General features: G+C 61.1%; 20 protein-coding genes. 3 read left to right on the top strand and 17 right to left on the bottom strand.

Translation table 11 applies throughout. The features are described 5' to 3' along the window. Window positions 1-665: 665 nt before the first annotated feature. Window positions 666-2,054: a dipeptidase gene (locus FHT92_RS07995; RefSeq protein WP_183745596.1), complete on the bottom strand. Its 1,389-nt coding sequence runs from the start codon at window positions 2,052-2,054 to the stop codon at window positions 666-668. A gap of 183 nt (window positions 2,055-2,237) precedes the next feature. Further along, a complete protein-coding gene (locus FHT92_RS07990) occupies window positions 2,238-2,654 on the bottom strand; it encodes a MarR family winged helix-turn-helix transcriptional regulator (protein ID WP_183745599.1) in 417 nt (138 codons plus the stop codon). Between the two features lie 425 nt (window positions 2,655-3,079). Between FHT92_RS07990 and polA the strand changes: the two genes are divergently transcribed. Continuing rightward, window positions 3,080-6,079: a DNA polymerase I gene (polA, locus tag FHT92_RS07985; protein WP_183823669.1), complete on the top strand. Its 3,000-nt coding sequence runs from the start codon at window positions 3,080-3,082 to the stop codon at window positions 6,077-6,079. Window positions 6,080-6,253: 174 nt separating this feature from the next. Then, window positions 6,254-8,665 (top strand): DNA translocase FtsK, encoded by a 2,412-nt coding sequence (locus tag FHT92_RS07980; protein WP_183823667.1) that lies wholly within the window; start codon window positions 6,254-6,256, stop codon window positions 8,663-8,665. Window positions 8,666-8,680: 15 nt separating this feature from the next. On the opposite strand, the gene FHT92_RS07975 is transcribed toward FHT92_RS07980, so the two are convergent. The 15 genes from FHT92_RS07975 to phnG form a co-directional block, all read right to left on the bottom strand. After that, window positions 8,681-9,187, bottom strand: a complete 507-nt coding sequence (locus FHT92_RS07975; protein WP_409527137.1) for a GrpB family protein — start codon at window positions 9,185-9,187, stop codon at window positions 8,681-8,683. A 16-nt stretch (window positions 9,188-9,203) separates the two neighbouring features. Continuing rightward, complete coding sequence (gene phnN, locus FHT92_RS07970) at window positions 9,204-9,800, bottom strand: phosphonate metabolism protein/1,5-bisphosphokinase (PRPP-forming) PhnN (RefSeq protein WP_183746480.1); 597 nt, start codon at window positions 9,798-9,800, stop codon at window positions 9,204-9,206. Further along, the gene (locus FHT92_RS07965) at window positions 9,800-10,939 is read right to left on the bottom strand and encodes an alpha-D-ribose 1-methylphosphonate 5-triphosphate diphosphatase (RefSeq protein WP_183823663.1); all 1,140 of its coding nucleotides are present in this window, start codon (window positions 10,937-10,939) and stop codon (window positions 9,800-9,802) included. The genes phnN and FHT92_RS07965 overlap by 1 nt, the downstream gene beginning before the upstream one ends. Before the next feature lie 13 nt (window positions 10,940-10,952). Further along, window positions 10,953-11,648: a DUF1045 domain-containing protein gene (locus FHT92_RS07960; RefSeq protein ID WP_183823661.1), complete on the bottom strand. Its 696-nt coding sequence runs from the start codon at window positions 11,646-11,648 to the stop codon at window positions 10,953-10,955. A gap of 138 nt (window positions 11,649-11,786) precedes the next feature. Then, window positions 11,787-13,133, bottom strand: coding sequence for a phosphonate ABC transporter, permease protein PhnE (gene phnE / locus FHT92_RS07955; protein ID WP_183823659.1), 1,347 nt, complete (start codon window positions 13,131-13,133; stop codon window positions 11,787-11,789). A 7-nt stretch (window positions 13,134-13,140) separates the two neighbouring features. Further along, the gene (gene phnE / locus FHT92_RS07950) at window positions 13,141-14,100 is read right to left on the bottom strand and encodes a phosphonate ABC transporter, permease protein PhnE (RefSeq protein ID WP_183745618.1); all 960 of its coding nucleotides are present in this window, start codon (window positions 14,098-14,100) and stop codon (window positions 13,141-13,143) included. A gap of 66 nt (window positions 14,101-14,166) precedes the next feature. Beyond that, a complete protein-coding gene (gene phnD, locus FHT92_RS07945) occupies window positions 14,167-15,075 on the bottom strand; it encodes a phosphonate ABC transporter substrate-binding protein (RefSeq protein WP_183823657.1) in 909 nt (302 codons plus the stop codon). A gap of 88 nt (window positions 15,076-15,163) precedes the next feature. Next, window positions 15,164-16,009: a phosphonate ABC transporter ATP-binding protein gene (gene phnC / locus FHT92_RS07940; RefSeq protein WP_183823655.1), complete on the bottom strand. Its 846-nt coding sequence runs from the start codon at window positions 16,007-16,009 to the stop codon at window positions 15,164-15,166. 118 nt (window positions 16,010-16,127) lie between these two features. Beyond that, a complete protein-coding gene (locus FHT92_RS07935; protein WP_183823653.1) occupies window positions 16,128-16,745 on the bottom strand; it encodes a DapH/DapD/GlmU-related protein in 618 nt (205 codons plus the stop codon). Next, window positions 16,742-17,452, bottom strand: coding sequence for a phosphonate C-P lyase system protein PhnL (gene phnL / locus FHT92_RS07930; RefSeq protein WP_183823651.1), 711 nt, complete (start codon window positions 17,450-17,452; stop codon window positions 16,742-16,744). Before phnL ends, FHT92_RS07935 begins: the two co-directional genes overlap by 4 nt. Before the next feature lie 5 nt (window positions 17,453-17,457). Next, window positions 17,458-18,234, bottom strand: a complete 777-nt coding sequence (gene phnK / locus FHT92_RS07925) for a phosphonate C-P lyase system protein PhnK (protein WP_183823649.1) — start codon at window positions 18,232-18,234, stop codon at window positions 17,458-17,460. Beyond that, on the bottom strand, window positions 18,231-19,106 hold the full coding sequence (locus FHT92_RS07920) for an alpha-D-ribose 1-methylphosphonate 5-phosphate C-P-lyase PhnJ (protein WP_183823647.1): 876 nt from the start codon (window positions 19,104-19,106) through the stop codon (window positions 18,231-18,233). The genes phnK and FHT92_RS07920 overlap by 4 nt, the downstream gene beginning before the upstream one ends. After that, window positions 19,103-20,209 (bottom strand): carbon-phosphorus lyase complex subunit PhnI, encoded by a 1,107-nt coding sequence (locus FHT92_RS07915; RefSeq protein ID WP_183823645.1) that lies wholly within the window; start codon window positions 20,207-20,209, stop codon window positions 19,103-19,105. Before FHT92_RS07915 ends, FHT92_RS07920 begins: the two co-directional genes overlap by 4 nt. 4 nt (window positions 20,210-20,213) lie before the next feature. After that, window positions 20,214-20,822, bottom strand: a complete 609-nt coding sequence (gene phnH, locus FHT92_RS07910) for a phosphonate C-P lyase system protein PhnH (protein ID WP_183823643.1) — start codon at window positions 20,820-20,822, stop codon at window positions 20,214-20,216. Continuing rightward, window positions 20,822-21,298, bottom strand: a complete 477-nt coding sequence (gene phnG / locus FHT92_RS07905; protein WP_183823641.1) for a phosphonate C-P lyase system protein PhnG — start codon at window positions 21,296-21,298, stop codon at window positions 20,822-20,824. Before phnG ends, phnH begins: the two co-directional genes overlap by 1 nt. 118 nt (window positions 21,299-21,416) lie before the next feature. On the opposite strand from phnG, the gene phnF reads away from it, so the two are divergent. Continuing rightward, complete coding sequence (gene phnF, locus FHT92_RS07900) at window positions 21,417-22,154, top strand: phosphonate metabolism transcriptional regulator PhnF (RefSeq protein WP_183823639.1); 738 nt, start codon at window positions 21,417-21,419, stop codon at window positions 22,152-22,154. Window positions 22,155-22,201: the final 47 nt, after the last annotated feature.

Here is a 22,201-nt window from a genome sequence, read left to right as displayed (position 1 = left end):
TTTTATTCGGTTGAACTGTAAATGCGGCGAATTAACGGGCTGTTAAGAACAACGCCAATATGGCAAGTCCTCTCCCTGCCTGCACTTTTCTCCGTCAGCCCGCCCCGACTTTCCACATGGCTGCCAGTCACTGCTTGGACCTTATGCGGAGATGCGTGACCTGCCGGCGACCCAGCGTCACACATCTTCCGGCTGGTGAGGGAACCAATAGGCTCTGCAGCAGTTTTATCGGAAGCGGGACATACCCCTCACGTCCCGCTCAGATCGGCCGTCTCCCCTCAACACGTGCCGATCGATATCAGGCCCGGCGTATCACGAGATACGTCGGGTCCTTTTCTTTAGGGGCGATAGGGCCGGTGACCAAGGTTTCTCACGGAGCCTTGAAATGTGAAAGGCGGCTTCCGATATAGGGTTTCAGAAATCGCAGCCCGGAGATGTTGTGCGCATTATCTGTCGTATCGTTTCCGCGATCTGGTTCAACTAGCCGTTTACCGGCAGTAAACCTTTCGGGATCACTCTGGCTGTGCACTATCCGCTTCTCCTTTGACCACGGATGTACTGGCACTGAGATGAGGCGGATAACGGAAGGCCGGTTCGAACCGGCCTTTTTGTTTGCAGATTTCGGATGGCGTGCCGCGCGAGAGCGCGGGCACGCTTTTTTTGTTTCAAGCCTTCAGTGCAGCAAGGATGCGCACCCAGGAGCGGATACCCTTGTGGTAGGAGGCGAGCTCGTACTTTTCGTTCGGCGAATGGATACGGTCGTCGGAAAGACCGAAGCCGACGAGCAGGGATTCCATGCCGAGCATCTTCTGAAAATCTCCGACGATAGGAATCGAGCCGCCCATGCCGATGACAACGGCAGGCTTCGGCCATTCATCGGAAAGCGCATTGCGCGCCTTGGTCAGAACAGGCGAGTCATAGGAAAGATGAATGGCCGGGGAGGCGCCATGCGGATGGAACTCGACCGAGCAGTCGGCCGGGATCTTCGAGCGGACGTAGCTGCGGAAGCTCTCACGGATCGCTGCCGGATCCTGCGTGCCGACGAGGCGGAAGGAAACTTTCGCCGATGCCTTTGCGGCAATGACCGTCTTGAAGCCTTCACCGGTATAGCCGCCCCAGATGCCGTTGACCTCGGCCGTCGGGCGCGCCCAGGTAAGCTCCAGGACCGAGCGGCCCTTTTCGCCTGAGGGAATGGAGAGGCCGACTTCGCCGAGGAAGTTTTCCGCAGATTTGCCGAGCGCTTCCCACGATGCCTTGATATTGGCAGGCGTTTCCTCCACACCGTCGTAGAAACCTTTAAGCGTAATGCGGCCGGTCTCGTCATGCAGGCCGGCAAGCGCCTCCACGAGAATATGGATTGGGTTCGCGGCGGCACCGCCGAACAGGCCGGAATGCAGGTCGCGATCGGCGGCGGTTACCACGATTTCTTCGCCGACAAGGCCGCGAAGAGCGGCCGCGATTGCCGGCGTATCGCGATCCCACATGCTGGTGTCACAGACGAGGGCGTAATCGGCCTTGAGTTCGGCGGCATTGGCTTCGAGGAACGGCTTCAGCGACGGCGAGCCGGACTCTTCTTCGCCCTCGAAAAGAATGGTGACGCGGCAGGGGAGCGCGCCGTTGATCTCCTTATAGGCGCGGCAGGCTTCGACGAAGGTCATCAGCTGGCCCTTGTCGTCGGCAGTGCCGCGGCCGGTGAGGATCTTGCGGCCGTTGCCAGAATCCTTGATGGCGGGCTCGAAAGGGTCGTTTTCCCAGAGTTCAATCGGATCGACCGGCTGCACGTCGTAGTGACCGTAGAACAGGACGTGCGGCGCATCGGCCGAGGCGGCCTCGTGATGGGCGACCACCATCGGGTGGCCGGGTGTGTCGCGAACCGAGGCATCAAAGCCAAGCGACTTGAGATAAGCGACCAGCCACTCGGCTGCCTTGCGGCATTCGGCCTTATAGGCCGGATCGGTCGAGATCGACTTGATGCGCAAGAGTTCGAACAGCTTTTCGAGGCTTGAATCGAGATTCCCGTCGGCACGCGCAAGGATGGGATTTAGTTCGGTCATTTCCGACTCCTTCTGAAATTCGGCCGGACGATAGACCCAATCGGCTGCCGTTTCGAGCGTCAAATTTTCGGTCCTCGCGTTGACGATAAAATGAATCGGAGGCCGCCACTGTTGTTGCGAGCTCCGCGATTGTCGCTGAGGAAGGATATGTTCAGGTGAAAGATTCAAGCGCCCCGGAGCGATTCAGAGCGCCTTGGCGTTGTTGATGAGGCGCCGGATATATTCAAGCATCAGCTCCCGTTCGAAGACCCGAAAGCCCTTGAATAGCGCAAGATCGGCCTCGCGCGCCGTGTCGATGGCCTCGGCCTCCATCGCCTTGGCTTTCCCGGTGAGGAAGATCAGTTGGGCGCGTTTGTCGGTTGGGTGCGGGCGCCGCTCGATCAGCCCGTCGCGCACCATGCGGGAGAGCGTATTGGCCATCGTCGCCTGTTCGATATCGACGCGCTCCAGAAGCTGCTTCTGGGTGAGCCCGTCTTCGGCCCAAAGTTCCAGAAGTATGGGGAACTGGCCGGGAGAAAAACCGAGCCCTGCCGCGCGCTGATGCAGCGAGCGGGCAAAGCCCTTGGCCAGCTGACTGGCAAGGTAGGCGCCGGAATCCATTCGATTAAATCCCATGATTGTAAATTAGGCTGAAAATCGTGCAGTAGACAATGCAACAAATCGCATACGATCCATCAAAACATATGCGGCAAGCTCTTAAATTTTCGAGAGGTGGGGCGCTTGGCTGAAAAACAAAGCCGCCACGGCCTGGAGGATGGCCATGGCGGCTTTTAAAATGGGGACAAAGGCCCGGAGAGGGGGATGAGGCCTTTGTCCAAGCCTGACGCGGCGGGGGACAAGCCGGCTATCAGACCCGCGGCGCGATCAAACGCCGGTAGACGTGATTTGTGATGGAGAATGTGGTTTTTCAAGGGAAAGAGAAAAAACCGACTATTACAAATTGGTAACAGTTTGGTGAGGCGGAATCTTTTTGCGCACCCAAGTTTATATGGACCTTGTCTGAACGCCGCGCTATCCATGCTGCCATGAAAACAGGCGATCACCTCTTCCTTGTCGACGGTTCGGGTTTCATCTTCCGGGCCTTTCACGCACTACCCCCGCTGACACGCAAATCCGACGGCCTGCCGGTCGGCGCCGTCTCGGGTTTCTGCAACATGCTGTGGAAACTGTTGAGGGATGCGCGAAATACCGATGTGGGTGTCACGCCTTCTCATCTCGCCGTCATTTTCGACTATTCGTCGAAGACCTTCCGCAAGGATCTCTACGACGCCTATAAGGCGAACCGTTCGGCGCCGCCGGAAGAGCTTGTGCCGCAGTTTGGACTGATCCGCGAGGCGACGCGCGCCTTTAATCTGCCCTGCATCGAGACTGAAGGTTTCGAGGCTGACGACATCATCGCCACCTATGCCCGCCAGGCCGAAGCCGTCGGTGCCGATGTGACGATCGTTTCCTCCGATAAGGATCTGATGCAGCTCGTCACGCCGAATGTCCACATGTACGACAGCATGAAGGATAAGCAGATCGGCATCCCAGACGTCATCGAGAAATGGGGCGTGCCGCCGGAAAAGATGATCGACCTGCAGGCGATGACCGGCGATTCCGTCGATAATGTGCCGGGCATTCCCGGCATCGGTCCGAAGACGGCTGCCCAGCTCCTTGCGGAATATGGTGACCTCGATACGCTCCTCGAGCGTGCCCATGAGATCAAGCAGGAAAAGCGCCGGCTGACGATCCTCGAAAACATCGATAAGGCGAAGCTGTCCCGCGAGCTGGTGCGTTTGCGAACCGACGTGCCGCTGGAACTTGACCTCGACGCGCTCATGCTGGAGCCGCAGAACGGCCCCAAGCTGATCGGCTTCCTGAAAACCATGGAATTCACGACGCTGACGCGCCGTGTCGCGGAATTCTGCAATTGCGATGCCAGCGAAATCGAGCCCGCCTTCGTGAAGATCGAATGGGGTGCGGATGCGCATGGCCCCGATCTTGATGTGGCCGAGCCGGAGCCCGTCGCGGGTGCTGTGCCCGAGGTGGGTGGCGAAGCCGTCGCGATTCCGCCGCGCGCAAAAGCGAAGACTGCGGTCGAAGGCACGTTTGCGCCTGCCGATCTTGCTAAGGCGCGCGCCGAGGCATTCGCAACCCTGCCGTTCGATCATTCCTCTTATGTGACGATCCGCGACCTTGCGACCCTCGATCAATGGATCGCCGATGCGCGTGATACCGGCCTCGTTGCCTTCGATACGGAAACGACCTCGATCGACGCGATGCAGGCCGAGCTCGTCGGTTTCTCCTTGGCGATTGCCGATAATGCCGCCGACCCGACCGTCACGCGCATCCGCGCCGCCTATATACCTGTTGGACACAAGACGGGCGTTGGTGACCTGCTCGGCGGCGGCCTTGCCGACAACCAAATCCCAATGGGCGATGCGCTGTCGCGGCTGAAGGCGCTGCTGGAGGATGAATCGATCCTCAAGGTGGCGCAGAACCTGAAATATGACTACCTGCTGATGAAGCGTTACGGCATCGAAACCAAGAGTTTCGACGACACGATGCTGATATCCTACGTGCTCGATGCGGGCACCGGCGCGCATGGCATGGACCCGCTATCGGAGAAGTTCCTCGGCCACACGCCGATCGCCTACAAGGACGTCGCCGGCTCCGGCAAGTCGAACGTCACCTTCGACCTTGTCGATATCGAGCGCGCGACACACTATGCCGCCGAAGATGCCGAAGTGACGCTGCGCCTCTGGATGGTGCTGAAGCCGCGCCTTGCCGCCACTCAGCTGACGCGCGTCTATGAGCGCCTGGAACGTCCGCTCGTGCCGGTTTTGGCGCGGATGGAAGCGCGCGGCATCACAGTCGACCGCCAGATTCTGTCGCGCCTCTCTGGCGAACTGGCTCAGGGTGCGGCCAGGTACGAGGATGAAATCTATCAGCTCGCCGGCGAAAGGTTCAATATCGGCTCCCCCAAGCAGCTCGGCGACATCCTGTTCGGCAAGATGGGTCTTGCCGGCGGCACCAAGACCAAGACCGGCCAGTGGTCGACCTCGGCAAGCGTGCTGGAAGACCTGGCGGCAGCAGGCTTCGAACTGCCCCGCAAGATCGTAGACTGGCGCCAGCTCACAAAACTGAAATCGACCTATACGGATGCGCTTCCGGGTTACATCCACCCGGAAACGAAGCGGGTGCATACCTCCTATTCGCTGGCATCGACGACGACAGGCCGTCTTTCCTCTTCGGAGCCGAACCTTCAGAACATTCCGGTGCGCACCGCCGAAGGCCGCAAGATCCGCACCGCCTTCATTTCGTCGCCGGGTCACAAACTGATCTCGGCCGATTACAGCCAGATCGAGCTGCGGGTGCTCGCCCATGTCGCCGAAATCCCGCAGCTCGTTAGCGCTTTCGAAGACGGCATCGACATCCATGCGATGACCGCCTCCGAAATGTTCGGTGTGCCGGTCGAAGGCATGCCGGGCGAGGTGCGCCGCCGCGCCAAGGCCATCAACTTCGGCATCATCTACGGCATTTCCGCCTTCGGCCTGGCCAACCAGCTTTCCATCGAGCGTTCTGAAGCCGGCGACTATATCAAGAAATATTTCGAGCGCTTCCCCGGCATCCGCGATTACATGGAAAGCCGCAAGCAGATGGCTCGCGACAAGGGCTATGTCGAGACGATCTTCGGCCGGCGAATCAACTATCCTGACATTCGCTCGTCCAATCCTTCGGTGCGCGCCTTCAATGAACGCGCCGCCATCAACGCGCCGATCCAGGGGTCGGCCGCCGATGTCATCCGCAGAGCCATGATCAAGATCGAGCCGGCCCTCGCCGAGGCCGGTCTTGCCGATCGGGTGCGTATGCTCTTGCAGGTGCACGACGAATTGATCTTCGAGGCCGAAGACGAGGATGTCGAAAAGGCGATGCCGATCATCGTCTCGGTCATGGAAAACGCCACCTCTCCGGCGCTTGAAATGCGTGTGCCGCTTCGAGTCGACGCACGCGCGGCTACCAATTGGGACGAAGCGCATTAAGGCGCTTCGTCAGATGACCCCAAAGATTTTTCCCTTCGACTCAAGCCTCTGAAATTGATGATGTTTCATCTTCTTGGCCGTCTTACATCGAGACGGCTGGAAGGAACTTATTAACCTTCATTTTCTATCCGGAAGGATGTCAGAAATTACCAAGCGTGAGTGAGTAGCTGTCGCATGCGTTTTCCCAGAACCAATTTGACGGATGCCGGAGATTTCTCCTCCGGACTGGAAGCTGAACATCCCGTGGAAAATGCACCCGTGGAATATGAAGGCGAAAAACCGGTGCCGCCGCTCTGGCAGAGCAATTTCTCGCTCGCGCCGAACGTCCGCTTCACCCGTACGCCGGAAACGTTGATTAGCAAGCGCCGCGCCCCGGAAGAGCTTGTTCGCGAGGAAATCGTCCTCGTTGCTCCTCCCGCGCCGCAACCTGCGCCCCTACCGCAATCCCCGGGCGCACAGCAACCGATGCCGCTGCGAGTGCCGATCACGGTCAATGTGCCCTTCGATATCTATCTTCCCGAAGTGGTCGAGCCGGAAATCATCCAGCAGACGGAAGCGCAACCGCAGCCGGTTATAGCCGCACCCGTGGAAACCACGCTGCGCGCCGCATCTGAGCTTTGCTCGATCTCGGATTTTGCCTTCTGGGAGGTCATGGCTTTTGAGGAGGCTGACGCCGAGCCGTCGCGTACCCCGGTCATCGCATTGCAGCAAGCCGAACCCGAATCGATCACCTCGCGCTTCCGCATCATGGAATGGCGCCCGGGCCGGCATAATCCGGCGCCGGTGGCGCCGCGTGCGACGCTGCCCATTACGTCAGCGCCAGTCCGCCCCGCACGTCCTCCGGCAGTTCGCGTTGCTCAGGCTCCGGTCGCCGAGGCTCCGATAGTTCAGGCTCCAGCAGTTCAGGCCCCGGCAGTTAAGGCTCCAATGGTTCAGGCGCCTGTGGTTCAGTCGAACCAGGCACCGGCAGAAGCCCCGCCCGCATCGCGTGTCGAGATCACCGCACCTGCACTCTCCCCCGTTCGCTCCGCCCGCATGATCGTCGAGAAGGTCGATGCATCGGGCTACGAATTCCCGCCGCGCGCTTTGTTGCAGGAGCCGCCGGAGCGGCTTGGCGAGATCATGTCACAGGAAACGCTGGAGCAGAATGCCGGGCTCCTGGAAAGCGTGCTGGAGGATTTCGGCGTCAAGGGCGAGATCATTCATGTCCGCCCCGGTCCGGTCGTCACACTCTATGAATTCGAGCCGGCGCCCGGCGTAAAATCGTCCCGCGTCATCGGCCTTGCCGATGATATCGCCCGCTCCATGTCGGCGCTGTCGGCCCGCGTGGCTGTCGTCCCCGGCCGCAACGTCATCGGCATCGAACTGCCGAATGCGACGCGCGAAACCGTCTATTTCCGTGAGATGATCGAGAGCGAGGATTTCGATAAGAGCGGTTACAAACTGGCGCTCGGCCTCGGCAAGACGATCGGTGGCGAACCCGTGATTGCCGAACTCGCGAAGATGCCGCATCTGCTCGTTGCCGGTACCACCGGCTCGGGCAAGTCTGTCGCCATCAACACGATGATCCTGTCGCTGCTCTACCGCATGACGCCGGAACAGTGCCGCCTCATCATGGTCGATCCCAAGATGCTGGAACTTTCCGTCTATGACGGTATCCCGCATCTGCTGACGCCAGTCGTCACCGACCCCAAGAAAGCCGTCATGGCGTTGAAATGGGCGGTGCGCGAGATGGAGGAACGCTATCGCAAGATGTCGCGCCTTGGCGTGCGCAATATCGACGGCTATAACGGCCGCGTCTCCCTGGCCCGCGAAAAGGGCGAGACCATCCACATCATGGTCCAGGTCGGCTTCGACCGGCAGACCGGTGCGCCGATCGAGGAGCAGCAGGAGCTGGATCTCGCGCCGATGCCCTATATCGTCGTCATCGTCGATGAAATGGCCGACCTGATGATGGTCGCCGGCAAGGAGATCGAAGGGGCGATCCAGCGTCTCGCACAGATGGCGCGCGCGGCCGGTATCCATCTCATCATGGCAACCCAGCGCCCGTCAGTCGATGTGATCACCGGCACGATCAAGGCGAACTTCCCGACGCGCATCTCTTTCCAGGTCACGTCCAAGATCGACAGCCGCACGATCCTCGGCGAACAGGGCGCTGAACAGCTGCTCGGCATGGGCGACATGCTGCATATGCAGGGCGGCGGCCGCATCTCCCGTGTCCATGGTCCCTTCGTTTCCGACGCGGAAGTCGAGAAGGTCGTCGCACACCTGAAGACGCAGGGCCGGCCGGAATATCTCGATACGGTCACGGCCGGCGAGGAAGAGGAAGGCGAGGATGAAGAGGACGGCGCCGTCTTCGACAAGAGCGCCATGGGCGCTGAGGATGGCGACGAGCTTTACCAGCAGGCCGTCAAGGTCGTCATGCGCGACAAGAAGTGCTCGACCTCCTATATCCAGCGCCGTCTCGGCATCGGTTATAACAGAGCCGCTTCGCTCGTCGAGCGCATGGAGAAGGAAGGGCTGGTCGGCCCGGCAAACCACGTCGGCAAACGCGAGATCGTCTCAGGGCGTGGTGACAACGAATAATCGGAGCGCGGCTGGTTACCCTTCCTCGGAGGCCAGCCGCAGCGTCTCGAGCACGAAGTCACGCTTGCCGCCGGTATAATAATCCCAGTCGTCGTTAGCCTCGCCCACAAGCTTCAGCTTGAGGGCGGCATAAGCGTTTGCTCTTTCCGGATGTGAGCGCAGATAGTCGCGAAATGCGATCCGATCCCGCAAAACGGCATTATCCGTAGAGCATATATAGAGCCGCGCACCGTACGAGCCCTTGCCGCTGGTGAAGGTCCAGGTCTGCTGCCGGTACTTGTCACCATGGAAAGTGTAGGCGTCTAGCGATTGCACACGTTCGATCGCTGCGGGCAACACGTCCGCATTCGCAAAGGCGGCGTGCAAATCGATCTTCGGCTTGGCCGCCAGTCCGGGGACGGATGTGCTGCCGACATGATGAAAGACGGGGTTGAGATCTGCGAGAAACGGCTCAAGCTCGCCCACGATCCGGCGGAAGAGAGACGGCCATTCCGGGTCATAGTCGACGACACGAATGGCCATTCTCATTTCCTGTCGTTCAGACGATTTCCTTCAGGAAACCATCCAGGATGTCGATCATCTTGCGCTCGGCCTCTTCCAGCGAGCCGCTGTTATCGAGCTCCACCACATCGTAATCGCCGCGCACCGTCAACGGGCCGCGTGCAAGGCGAGCCATGATATCCTCGTGCGTCTCGCGGCCGCGCGCTTCCAGGCGGCTTGCCAGCACTTCCGGGCGGGCCGTCACATTGATGACCTTCAGGCGCGGGAAGGCGGCCTGGAAACGGTGCAGCGCCGAACGCGAACCGTTTGCGACGACAATGTGGCCCCTGGACAGCGCAACGGAAACCTCCGCCGGAATGGCGTATTTGAGACCATGCGCCTCCCACCACACGGCAAAGGCACCGGACTGCTCCATCGATGCGAATCCCGCATCCGAAACGGCGAGGTGATCCTCCCCGCCGGCATCGCCTTCACGCGTGATGACGCGGCGGGCAAAATGCACATCCTCCCGGCGATCGAAATGCCGGGCGGCAAGGTTCATCAGCGTGTCCTTGCCGGCCCCGCTCGGACCGACGACGACGACCATGATGCCGTGTTCGGCGCCGGCGCCCGGATGGGGTTCGTGTGACATCATCATGCGACACGGCGTCCTTCACGCCAGACGGAACGCGTCACCGGCACGCCGTGCGAGCGGTGAACGCGGACGAGATCGGCACGCAGGCCGGTTTCGATGCGGCCGCGATCGTTGAGGCTGACGGTGCGTGCCGGCGTTGCCGTCACCATTGCAATCGCCTTCGACAAAGTAATGCCCTCAACCTCGTCGGCAAGAATGAAGGGCGCATGCAGCAGGCTGAGCGGCACGTAGTCGGACGAAAGCACGTCGAGAACGCCGAGCTGCGCCAGATCACGCGCGGCGATATTGCCGGAGTGCGACTTGCCGCGCACGATGTTCGGCGCACCCATCAGCACGCTCATGCCGTTTTCGTGCGACAGCCGGGCTGCGTCGATGCTGGTCGGGAATTCGGCCAGGCGAACGCCGTTTTCGATCGCCTCATCGACATGGGCAGATGTGGCATCGTCATGGCTTGCGACGGTGATGCCGCGTTCGGCGCAGACCTTGGAGATCGCTTCGCGATTTGGCGTCGAGTTGCGATCGGACTCGGCGATGCGTCTGGCGCAGAAGCGGGCAAACTCCTCATCGGAAAGACCGCGCTTCTTCTGATAGTAAAAGACGTACTGATCCATCGTCTGGAACTGGCGCTGACCGGGCGCGTGGTCCATCAGCGAGACGAGGCGCACATACGGATCGTTCTCGAAATCGGCGAAGTGCTGCAGCACGTTGTCGGCCGAAACTTCGCAACGCAGATGGAGGAGATGTTGGGCGCGCAGGCGCCCTTCCTTTTCAGCGGACTGGATGGCGTCGGCCATCTCGCGCATCTCGCCGTGCTCGAAGCCGCCGTCTTCGTCAGCACCCATGCGCAGGCAGTCGAAGACCGTGGTGATGCCTGAGGTGACGATCTGCGCGTCATGGGCCTGGATCGCCGCCGTCTTGTTCCAGCGGATGCCCGGACGCGGCGAATAGTGGCCTTCCAGATGATCCGTGTGCAGCTCGACGAGGCCGGGAATGATGTAGTCGCCCTCGAAATCCTCGCCGGCTACCGAACGGCCTTCCGAAATATCGGTGATCTTGCCGTCGCGGATCAGGATAGAGCCCGAAAGAATATCGTCTTCGAGAACGATACGGGCATTTGAAAGAACGGTTTCTTTGCTCATGTCAGGAAATCTTTCAGCTTTTGGCGCCAGCAAGAGGCAGCCATGTGTGGACTTTGAAAGGCGCGCCGCGCGCCTCTTCGCTAAAGATGGCAAGACCGGAAATATGAAGCGGCCTGCCTGTGAATTCCGCGAAACGCTCCGTCAGGATTGTTTTCATCACCTCGGCACGCTCTTCCGGCACCTGGCCGGTCAGCGTCATATGGAAACCGAAATCATCCATGACATATGGATAGCCCCAGCGCATGAGATTATTGCGCTGGCTCTCGGAAAGCCTTTCCGGTTTGCGCCTGATAATATCGGCATCGGAGAGTGCCGCCCGGAATGGCTCGAAAGACTTTACCACCTTTGCCGCGAAATCCTGAAGCGGTTGGTGCAGCGAACCTGGTACAAGCGCGAAGAAGCGACCGAGCTGACCGAGCACCAGCTCCGGAATTTCAAAGGCCGGTGTGTTGGCGGCGAAATCTTCGACAACCGCCATCAGGTCCCTTTCGGTCACGGAGGAGGCAAGCTCGAAGGGCGCCTTGATCGTCGCATGGAAGCCGTAGCGGCGTGGGTCGGCCGTCAGTTCGAATTGTTCCGCCGCCGGTAGCGTCTCATGGTCGGGCGCAGGATAGGTCTCGCCGGTAAAGGCATTGCGACCGAGCCAGACGGAGGCCGCATCCGTCAAGGGATCATCCTTGGACGGCGAAAAATAGAGAGCGTAGCGCAAGGCGTTTATCCTGGAGATCGTCCGAATGGGGAGCGCAATGTGCAGTGATTTGGCGGCGAACCGCAAGCACGCTCCGGCTAAAAGATTTCCATGACAGAATGATGATGACGGCCGGGCCGTCATCATATTTTGATCGGCTTAGTGGCCGGCCTTGGTGCCCATCAGGCGATGGCGCAGCGCGTTCGATGCGGTATCGAACAGGAAGACGACAATCAGGATCAGGATGACCATGTATGCGACATTTTCCCAGTTGGAATTGGTGCGCATGGCTTCCCAGAGCTTGAGGCCGATACCACCGGCGCCAACGGCGCCGATGATCGTCGCGCCGCGTACGTTCGATTCCCACTGATAGAGCGTCTGGCTGACGATAACGGGGACGATCTGCGGCATGATGCCGTAGCGATGCACCAGCACGGTCGATGCGCCCGTCGACTTCACACCTTCGCGCGGTTGATTGTCGATGTTTTCGAGACCTTCCGAATAGAGTTTGCCGAGCGTGCCGGTCTCCGTGAGGAAGATGGCGCCGGAACCGGCGAGCGGGCCGGGACCGAAGGCGCGTGTCAGGAAAAGCGCCCAGATCAGCATGTCGACCGAGCGCAGGAAATCAAAGAAGCGCTTCAGGGCCTGGTTCTGGAACCTGTTTGGCGTGATGTTGCGCGCTGCCATGAAGGCGAGCGGGAAGGCCGCGAGCGAACCGAGCAACGTGCCGAGGAAGGCCATCACGATGGTCTGGAACAGTTTGGTCCAGACATCGCCATGCTGCCATTCGCTGTTGTTCCAGATATTGTCGAAAGCGAGCGACAGGTTCGACTGGTCAGGATGGATGCGCGGGCCGGAGACGATGAGACTGATGACCTCGCTTGCCGGCTTGTCGAAGAAGGGCGACTGGGTATCGAAGATGAAATTCGCCCAGCCGATGAAGCGCTTGCGCACCTTCACGCGATCGACGGAAATGCTGACATCCCCTGCAAAACCAAGATTGGCGAGCACGTTGTCGTCATAGACGGTCATCCAGCTCGGTACCGGGCCGACGACCTTCGGCGCGCCGCTGCTGACGTCGACCGGCACCGTCATGCCATGGGCAACGATCGTCGTCTGGCTCTTGCTGACGGTCACCGTGCGGCCGCTGCCGCCGACGAGGACCGTGATGCTGCCATCCGTGTTGGTTTTCAGCCAATCCGGATGCGGATCGTCGCCAAGCGGCGAGAAGCGCGGATAGCGCGTCTGGATCGTGCCATCGTCCTGGATACGGAATTCCGGCTGCACGTCATAGCTGATCCATTGGCTCATATAGATGCCGAAGCGTTCCCAATGGGCTTCGGCGATAAGCTTCGGCAGGTCGAAAAACCAGACGGCGTAGATGCCGTAGAGGATCGTGGCGAGCACAATGAGGAGACCGCCGAAACGCTGGCGGAAGGACCGGTGGAAATACTCCGGATAGCGCGTTTCGATCTCATGCATGCGGTTTGCGTCGATGACCGTCATGGCAGCCTCAATGTTGCAGGAGGAAGGCGTGTTCGCCAACGAGTCGGCGGCGCAGCCAGGCAGAGAACTGGTCGACAGCGACAATCGTCACGAAGAGCAGCAGCACCAGCGCCACGGTCTTCGCGCCGAAACCGCGCGAAATGGAAAGCTTGAGCTCTTCACCGATACCGCCGCCGCCGACCGCGCCGATGATGGTCGATGCGCGCACGTTGATCTCGAGGCGCAGCAACGCATAGGACGCATAATTCGGCATGACCTGCGGCAGAGCGGCGAAGCGCACGCGTTCCAGCCAGTTGGCGCCGACGGCCCGCATGCCTTCGTCCGGTTTCATGTCGATGTTTTCGGCGACTTCGTAGAAGAGCTTGCCGAGCGCGCCGATCGTATGGAGCGTGATCGCGATAATGGCCGCCACCGGACCGATCGATAGGATCGCCGAAAACAGGCCGGCGATAACGATTTCCGGAAAGGCGCGCAGGAATTCCATGATGCGCTTGGTAAAGATGCGCAACGGCCAGTTCTTCGTCAGATTGCGCGCCGCAAAGAAGCTGAGCGGAACGGCAAAGACGAAGGCGATGATGGTCGAGACGAGCGCGATATTGATCGTGATGATCATCAGCTCGAAATATTCGGGGATATAGAAACTGCCCCAGACATAGACGCGGCCATTGGCGAAATTGAACTCTTCGCCACCCTTGTCGTTCGGGCTCGCAACATCGAAAAGCGCGCGCCAGACATCGGTCCAGTCTTTCGGGATAAGCCAGCTCAGGAAGTCGAAGAGGTGCGGAAGACGCTCGAAGAAATGACCGGCATTGCTCTCGTCGGCAAAGCGCACGGAGCTGACGAAGGCAATGAGCAGGATCACCAGACCGAGAACCGTATAGAACCGGCGCTTGGCGACCATACGGTCCCAGGCCTTGCCGATGTCACTCGTATTCTGGATATGCGGTTGGGTATCGGCAATGGTCATCGGTGTCGCGCCCGCTCACAAGAAAAAGGGCGGCCGTCGTCGGCCGCCCCGTACTTACAGATCCGATCAGCCGCCGATAGCAGCCTTGCGGACCTCTACAACGGCGTTGTAGAAGTCATGCTTGACCGGGACGTAGCCCTTGTAATCACCGCCTTCGACGGCAGCGAAGCACTTGTGGTCCTTCTCCGGCAGGGCGGTGAAGAAGGCGGTGAGCTTCTTCTGCCACTCTTCGCCGAGAGCGTTGCGAACGACGAGCGGGCCGTTCGGGATCAGCGGCGAACGCCATACTTCAACGAGCTTGTTCGGGTCGACGGCGCCCTTGTCGACTTCCTTGCGGAAGGTACCGGAGGTGTAGCCGTCCTTGAAGTCGCCGATGCCCGAGCTATCGTCAACGGCAACGTCGACCTTGCCGTCATAGGCAGCGAGCAGGTTATTCTCATGACCACCGTTGAACTGGGTGGAAGCGAAGAACTTGTCGTTCGGCATGCCCGTGTCCTTCGGGATCTGCGTCAGCGGAACGAGATAGCCCGAGGTGGAGTCCGGATCGGCGTAGCCGAGCTTCTTGCCTTTGGCGTCCTTGATCGTCTTGATGCCGGATGATTTCAGGGCGAGACCGATCGAGTAGTAACCCGTAGAGCCGTCCTTCTGCTGCGTCGTCAGGATCGGCGTAACAGCCTTCGGGTCCTTGATGTAAACGGATGCGTAGCCGGAAGCGCCGAGTTCGGCGAAGTCGAGTGTGCCGCCGAGGAGGCCCTGGATAACGCCGTCATAGTCGGCGGCCGGGAAGAGCGAAACCTTCTCGAAGCCGAATTCCTGCTTCAGGTGATCTGCAAGGCAGGCGTAGTTGCGCAGGCGGTCGGTTTCGTTTTCGCCGCCGAGGATGCCGACGCGGAATTCCTTGAGGTCAGCGGCATTGGCAGCGCCGGCTGCGAGCGACAGCATCGCCGTAGCCGCAAAAAGTGCTTTCTTCAACATGAGTTCTCTCCTGATTGACCGGGGACCCGGTCGTTTTGTTACGAAGAAATCTGCCCTTGACGCGGGCATTCGATCGCGGCCGTCCCTCTCACAGACCAGCCAGCGCCAGCGGTTGCATGCCAGCGGATTGGTTTTCGGCTCCTTCCGGAGCGATATTGATTGCGGTCGAGGTCATCGTCTCGTCGATGCCCGCGCCGTCCTTGTCCGTGCCGTAGATTTCCTTCACGGCCTCGGTGGTGAGTTCGGAGGGCTTGCCGTCGAAAACGACGCGGCCTCCCGCCATGCCGACGATGCGTTCACAGTAGTTGCGGGCCGTATCGAGCGTATGCAGGTTGGTGATGACCGTGATGCCTTCGCGCTCGTTGATGTCGCGCAGAGCATCCATAACGATCTTGGCGTTCAGCGGGTCCAGCGAGGCGATCGGCTCGTCGGCCAGAACCATCTTCGGGTTCTGCATCAGCGCGCGGGCAATGGCCACACGCTGCTGCTGGCCGCCCGAAAGCGTGCCGGCGGCCTGCAGCGCCGTTTGCTCGATGCCGAGGCGTTCCAGTGCAGCAATCGCGTGGATGCGCTCTGCGCGGGTGAAGACGTTGAGCAGGCTAAGGATCGTCGAGCGATGGTTCAGGCGGCCAAGCATGACGTTGGTTAGCACGTCGAGGCGCGGCACGAGATTGAACTGCTGGAAGATCATTGCGCAGTCGCGCTGCCAGTTGCGCAACGCCTGGCCGCGAAGGCCGGAAACCTCGACACCGCCGAAGTGAATGGTGCCGGAGGAAGGTTCCTGCAGGCGGTTGATCATGCGCAGGAGCGTGGACTTGCCGGCGCCCGAACGGCCGATGATGCCGACCATCTGGCCCTGCGGAATGTCTAGCGTTACGGAATCGACAGCGAGCTTCTTTCCGAACCGGCGTGTGACATTCTTCAGCTCGAACATCATGCTCATCCTTCGCATTTCAGGCTTGCTTCTGGGATCGCATTAGTCCCGCTTCATGAACCTCGCGTGTCAGTTTTGTGTAAGTCCTGTCACAAAACTCTGCCCCGCAATATTCAGCTCAACCGCCGTAGCGCGAGAGGAAGTCTTCAGCGCCAAGAGCCCGAAAATCGGGCAGTGCATCGCGTAGGCGGGCATGGTCCCAGTTCCACCAGGCAAGCCTGTCCATGCGCTCGCCGATCTCTTTCGGAAAGCGTTCGCGGATGAGCTTGGCCGGCACGCCGCCGACAATCGTGTAGGGAGCGACGTCCTTCGAAACGACTGCGCCGGCGCCGATGACGGCTCCGTTGCCGACGGTCACTCCCGGCAGGATCGTCGCACCATGGCCGATCCACACATCATTGCCGATCACCACGCGGTTCGAGCGGCGCCACTCGAAGAATTCGCTCTCCATGTCGGCATCCGGCCAATAGTCGACAGCGCGATAGGTGAAGTGATGCAGCGTTGCACGCCAGGTCGGGTGGTTGGTGGCATTAATGCGCACAGCGGCGGCGATGTTGACGAACTTGCCGATCGTCGCGCACCAGATGGAGCCGTCCTGCATGATGTAGGAATAGTCGCCGAACTCAGCTTCGCTGATGCGGCAGCGCTCGGAGACTTCCGTATAGCGGCCGAAGCTCGAGTCGGAGACGGAGGCGGTCTCGTGAAAATAGGGCTCGAGCCCGAGATTGCGGCTCATGCTGCGATCGCCTTTCGCGGGGAGAATTGCTGAACGTCGAGAATGCGGTCGGCGGCCGCCTCACGCACTTCCTCGTCGTGGAAGATGCCGAGCAGCGCGACGCCCGCCTTCTTCTTTTCCTCGATCATGCCGACGACGACGGCGCGGTTCTTCGCATCGAGCGAGGCGGTCGGCTCGTCGAGCAGCAGGACCGTATGCTCGGTGATGAAGCCGCGGGCGATGTTGACGCGCTGCTGCTCGCCGCCGGAGAAGGTGGCTGGCGGCAGCTGCCAGAGCGCTTCCGGCAGGTTGAGCTTTTCGAGCAGTGCTGCGGCCTTTTCCCTGGCGCTCGCAGCATTTTCTCCACGAACGAGCAAGGGTTCGGCAACCACATCGAGTGCCGCAACACGCGGCACGGTGCGCAGGAACTGGCTGACATAGCCGAGTGTGTGGCGCCGCACGTCGAGAATGGTGCGCGGGTCCGTTGCGGCAAGATCGACGACCTTGCCGTTGTGGTTGATGAGGATCTGCCCCGTATCGACGGCATAATTGCCGTAGATCATCTTGAGCAGCGAGCTTTTGCCGATGCCCGAGGGGCCGCCGAGTACGACGCATTCGCCCGAAGCCACCGAGAAGGAGACATCGGAGACAACAGGCAGCTTGATGCCGTCGCGCAGGTGCATAGTGAAGCTCTTGGCGACTTCCGAAACGACGAGAGGTGTTGCCATGGTTCTTAAACCTGCAGGATCGAGGAAACGAGGAGCTGGGTGTAGGGCTCGCGCGGGTCATCGAGCACACGGTCGGTCAGACCCTGCTCGATGACGAAGCCGTCCTTCATTACCATCATACGGTGGGAGAGGAGACGAGCGACGGCGAGATCGTGGGTGACGATGATGGCCGAGAGGCCGAGATCGTTGACGAGGCCGCGCACCAGATCGAGCAGACGCGCCTGAACCGAGACGTCGAGGCCGCCGGTCGGCTCATCCATGAACACGAGGCGCGGGCCGGTGACGAGGTTGCGGGCGATCTGCAGGCGCTGTCGCATGCCGCCGGAAAAGGCGCGCGGCTGATCGTCGATGCGGTCGGTGTCAATCTCGACGCGTTCCAGCCAGTCGATCGCGGTGGAGCGGATCTTGCCGTAGTGCCGGTCACCGATCGCCATCAGTCGTTCGCCGACATTGGCGCCGGCAGACACTGTCATGCGCAGCCCGTCAGCCGGGTTCTGGTGCACGAAGCCCCAGTCGGTGCGCATCAGGAAGCGGCGCTCGGCCTCGTTCATATGGTAGAGGTCGCGGTAGATACCATCGCGCATGTGGTACTCGACACTGCCGGTCGTCGGCATCAGCCGGGTAGAGATGCAGTTCAGCAGTGTCGTCTTGCCCGAGCCGGATTCGCCGACGATGGCCAGCACTTCACCGGGCCAGAGCTCGAAGGAGACGTTCCGGCAGCCGATGCGGTTGCCGTAGAACTTCGAGAGGTCGTTGACTTTGAGAAGCGGTGTGTCGGTCATTCTGCAGCCTCCCGGGCCAGCATTTCGCCGGCATGTCCGTGTGCCCGGCGGTCTTCGCAATGGTCGGTGTCGGAGCAGACGAACATGCGCCCGCCTTTGTCGTCGAGGATCACTTCGTCGAGGTAGACCTCCTCCGCGCCGCAGAGCGCGCAGGGCTTGCCGAAGCGCTGGATCTCGAAAGGATGGTCTTCGAAGTCGAGGCTGACGACATCGGTATAGGGCGGCACGGCATAGATGCGCTTTTCGCGGCCGGCGCCGAAAAGCTGCAGCGCCTCCGACTTGTGCATTTTCGGATTGTCGAATTTCGGGGTCGGCGAGGGATCCATGACGTAGCGGCCATGAACCTTGACCGGATAGGCATAGGTCGTGGCGATGCGGCCGTTGCGGGCGATATCCTCGTAGAGCTTCACATGCATGAGGCCGTATTCCTCGAGCGCATGCATCTTGCGGGTCTCGGTCTCGCGCGGTTCGAGGAAACGCAGCGGTTCCGGGATCGGCACCTGATAGACGAGCACCTGGCCTTCGCCGAGTTTCTCCTCGGGGATGCGGTGGCGCGTCTGGATGATCGTCGCCTCCCTGGTATGCGTCGTGACCGCGACATTGGCGACCTTCTGGAAGAAGGCGCGGATGGAGACGGCATTCGTCGTGTCGTCGGCGCCCTGGTCGATGACCTTGAGAACGTCCTCAGGCCCGATGATCGAGGCCGTCACCTGCACGCCGCCGGTACCCCAGCCATAGGGCATCGGCATCTCTCTGCTGGCAAAGGGTACCTGGTAGCCGGGAATGGCGATCGCCTTCAGGATGGCGCGGCGGATCATGCGCTTGGTCTGTTCGTCGAGATAGGCGAAATTGTAGGTGGCGAGATCACTCATTCGGCGGCCTCCTTTTGGGTCTCGCCGCTGTTGCGGGCGGCTTCGAATTCGCGGCGCATGCGGCGGACGAGGTCGAGTTCGGCCTGGAAGTCCACGTAGTGCGGAAGCTTCAGGTGCTCGACGAAGCCGGTCGCCTGCACATTGTCGGAATGGGAAATGACGAATTCCTCGTCCTGCGCCGGCGCGGTGATGTCCTCGCCGAGCTCTTCGGCGCGCAATGCGCGATCGACGAGCGACATGGCCATGGCCTTGCGCTCGCTCTGGCCGAAGACGAGGCCGTAACCGCGGGTGAACTGCGGCGGAGCCTTGGCCGAACCCTTGAACTGATTGACCATCTGGCATTCGGTGAGCTGGATCGTCCCGAGCGAAACGGCAAAGCCGAGTTCCGGCACGTCGAATTCCACCTCGACCTCGCCGATGCGGATTTCACCGGTGAAGGGATGGTTGCGGCCGTAGCCGCGCTGGGTGGAATAGCCGAGCGCCAGCAGGAAACCTTCGTCGCCGCGCGCAAGCGCCTGCAGGCGAAGGTCACGGGTCATCGGGAATTCCATCGGCTCGCGCGTCAGGTCGCCCGTCTCATGGTCCTCAGGGAGCTCGCCGTCGTTTTCGATCAGGCCTTCCTGGCCGAGGATTTCGGAGACGCGCATGACGCGGCCGGTTTCGGCTTCGCGCTGTGCAGGCTCTTCCACCGCCTCGTCCGTCAGCAGGCTCGGATCGAGCAGGCGGTGCGTATAGTCGAAGGTCGGGCCGAGCAGCTGTCCGCCAGGAAGATCCTTGTAGGTGGCGGAGATGCGGCGCTCGATCTGCATGTCGGCCGTGTCGAGCGGCCTGGAATAGCCGAAGCGCGGCAGCGTCGTGCGATAGGCGCGCAGCAGGAAGATCGCCTCGATCATGTCGCCGCGCGACTGGCGCACGGCAAGTGCGGCAAGTGTGCGGTCATAGAGCGAAGCTTCGGCCATGACGCGGTCGACGGCGAGGGAAAGCTGTTCGACGATCTGCTCGATACCGATGGCAGGCACGGAGCGATCACCGCGCCGGCGGTCGGCGAGCAGGCGGTGGGCATTGGCGATGGCGGCCTCGCCACCCTTGACGGCAACATACATGAGCTCAGATCTCCGTTGCTGTGATCTTGGTGGTGCGCGGCAGGCAGAGGAAACGCTTGCCTGCCGTCAGCACGATGTCGACGCCGCGCGGGAAGAGCGCGCGGTTCTCCGTCCAGAGGCGCAGGAAGGTTTCCGGCAGGCCGACAGGGGCGATTTCGGTCACGCTCTGAATGCCCGGCCCCATCAAAGCGAGACGGCGCCCGCCTTCGAGATCGGCAAGTTCGATCACGACAGTCGTGGAACGATCAGGGTATTCCTGCGTGCCTGATGCAAACAGGCCGAAGGTGGAAAGCGCCATCCCGGCTTCGATGAAGGCAAAACGCGCTTCCGCCTTTTCGGCCGTCAGCGGCGCACCGGCATGGAAGCCCAGCCATTCCGGGACTGCCGACTTGGCGAGCCCTGCGGAGAGCCAGACCGGGGTGTCATGGTCGCAAAGCGTCAGGCCGATTGCGCCGGCGGCAATGCCGAGTGGCGCAGGCGGCATCACATCGGGCGTGACGGACTGGATCGTGCCGGGCCGGGCCATGCCGTCCATCAGCATCTTGAACACGCTCTGCGCGTTGAAAACCGGCTCGGTAAAGCCACCGGTCAGGACGTCGGTCTTGATGCCCATCAGTCTTCTCCCCGGACCATGGTGAAGAAGTCGACACGGGTCGCGGACGTTTCTTCAGCCTTGCGATTGTTGTCTTCGGCGATCCGCCGGGCGATCGGCGAAAGCAGTTTTTCCTCGACGAAGCCCTTGGTCGCCTCTTCCTGCCAGAGCGCATCGAAGATCGCCGAAAGCCGTGCCTTCTCTCTGTTGGTGCCGAGCGCCTGGGCGTGGCCGACCGAGCCGGAGGCAAGGCGCACCGTCGCGCGCGTCACCGTCACTTCGCCAAGATTGAAGGGCGCACCACCGCCGCCGATACGGCCGCGGACCATGACGAGGCCGGTCTCCGGTCCACGCACCGGCTGCACGACCGGCTGTTCGGCAAGCGCATCCCACGCCGCCAGCAATTCCTGTGTCTCTGCGCGCGCGAGCAGATCGACGGTGCGTTTACGCCCGCTCTCCACCCGCGCCGCAGCTTCCGTCTTCTCTGTCGCCGCCATCGTCTTTTCCTCGAAATGTCTATTGATATAGACAACCATACAAGATATACCTATCCCTAAATCGGCGAGGTGACAAGCGTGTGACACGGCGCGCTCGAAATTGGCTGGCAGGGGTGTAATGGCAGGAATAAAGCAGGTGCAGCGGCAGACGGGCGTGGCGCTCTGGCGGCAGATCGCTGACCGGATCCGCGAGGCGATCAGCAGTGGCGCTTACGACGAAACGGGCATGGTGCCGCCGGAAACGGTTCTTGCACTGCAGTTCGGCGTCAACAGGCATACCGTCCGCAGCGCGCTTGCAGCACTTGCCCAGGAAGGGATCGTGCGCGCGGTGCAGGGTCGCGGCACGCTGATCGAGCGCAAGGAGCGCCTGAATTTTCCGATCAGCCGCCGTACCCGCTTCACCGACGGTCTCAAGGACCAGGCGCGCGAAACGCACGCGCTCCTGCTCGGCCACGCAGAAGAGGCGGCCAATGCCGAGGTGGCCCGCTGGCTGCGTGTAGAACAGGGCACGCCGGTCATCCGGCTGGAAACGGTGCGCGATGCGGATAAGCGGCCTGTCGCGCGCGGAACAAGCTGGTTCCCTGCCTCACGTTTTGCCGGCATCGGCGAGATCTATAGGAAGACAGAATCCATCACCAAGGCTTTCGCGGCACTTGGCCTGTCGGACTATGTGCGTGCCACGACGGAGATCACCGCCGCCCACGCCGACGCTGGCGATATCGCCGATCTCGAGCTGACGCCGGGCGCCGTGCTGTTGATCACCAAGGCGATGAACACTGATCTGGAAGGCGTGCCGGTTCAATATTCGATCAGCCGCTTTGCCGCCGATCGCGTCCAGTTCACCATCGAGAACTGAAAACGAAAAGACCGGGCGCGAGCCCGGCCTTGAACCTTATCGATGCC

The organism is Rhizobium sp. BK377 (assembly GCF_014193935.1).
GTDB lineage: Bacteria > Pseudomonadota > Alphaproteobacteria > Rhizobiales > Rhizobiaceae > Rhizobium.
Note: the sequence above shows the minus strand (reverse complement) of the source record. Positions and strands in the feature narration are given on the sequence as shown.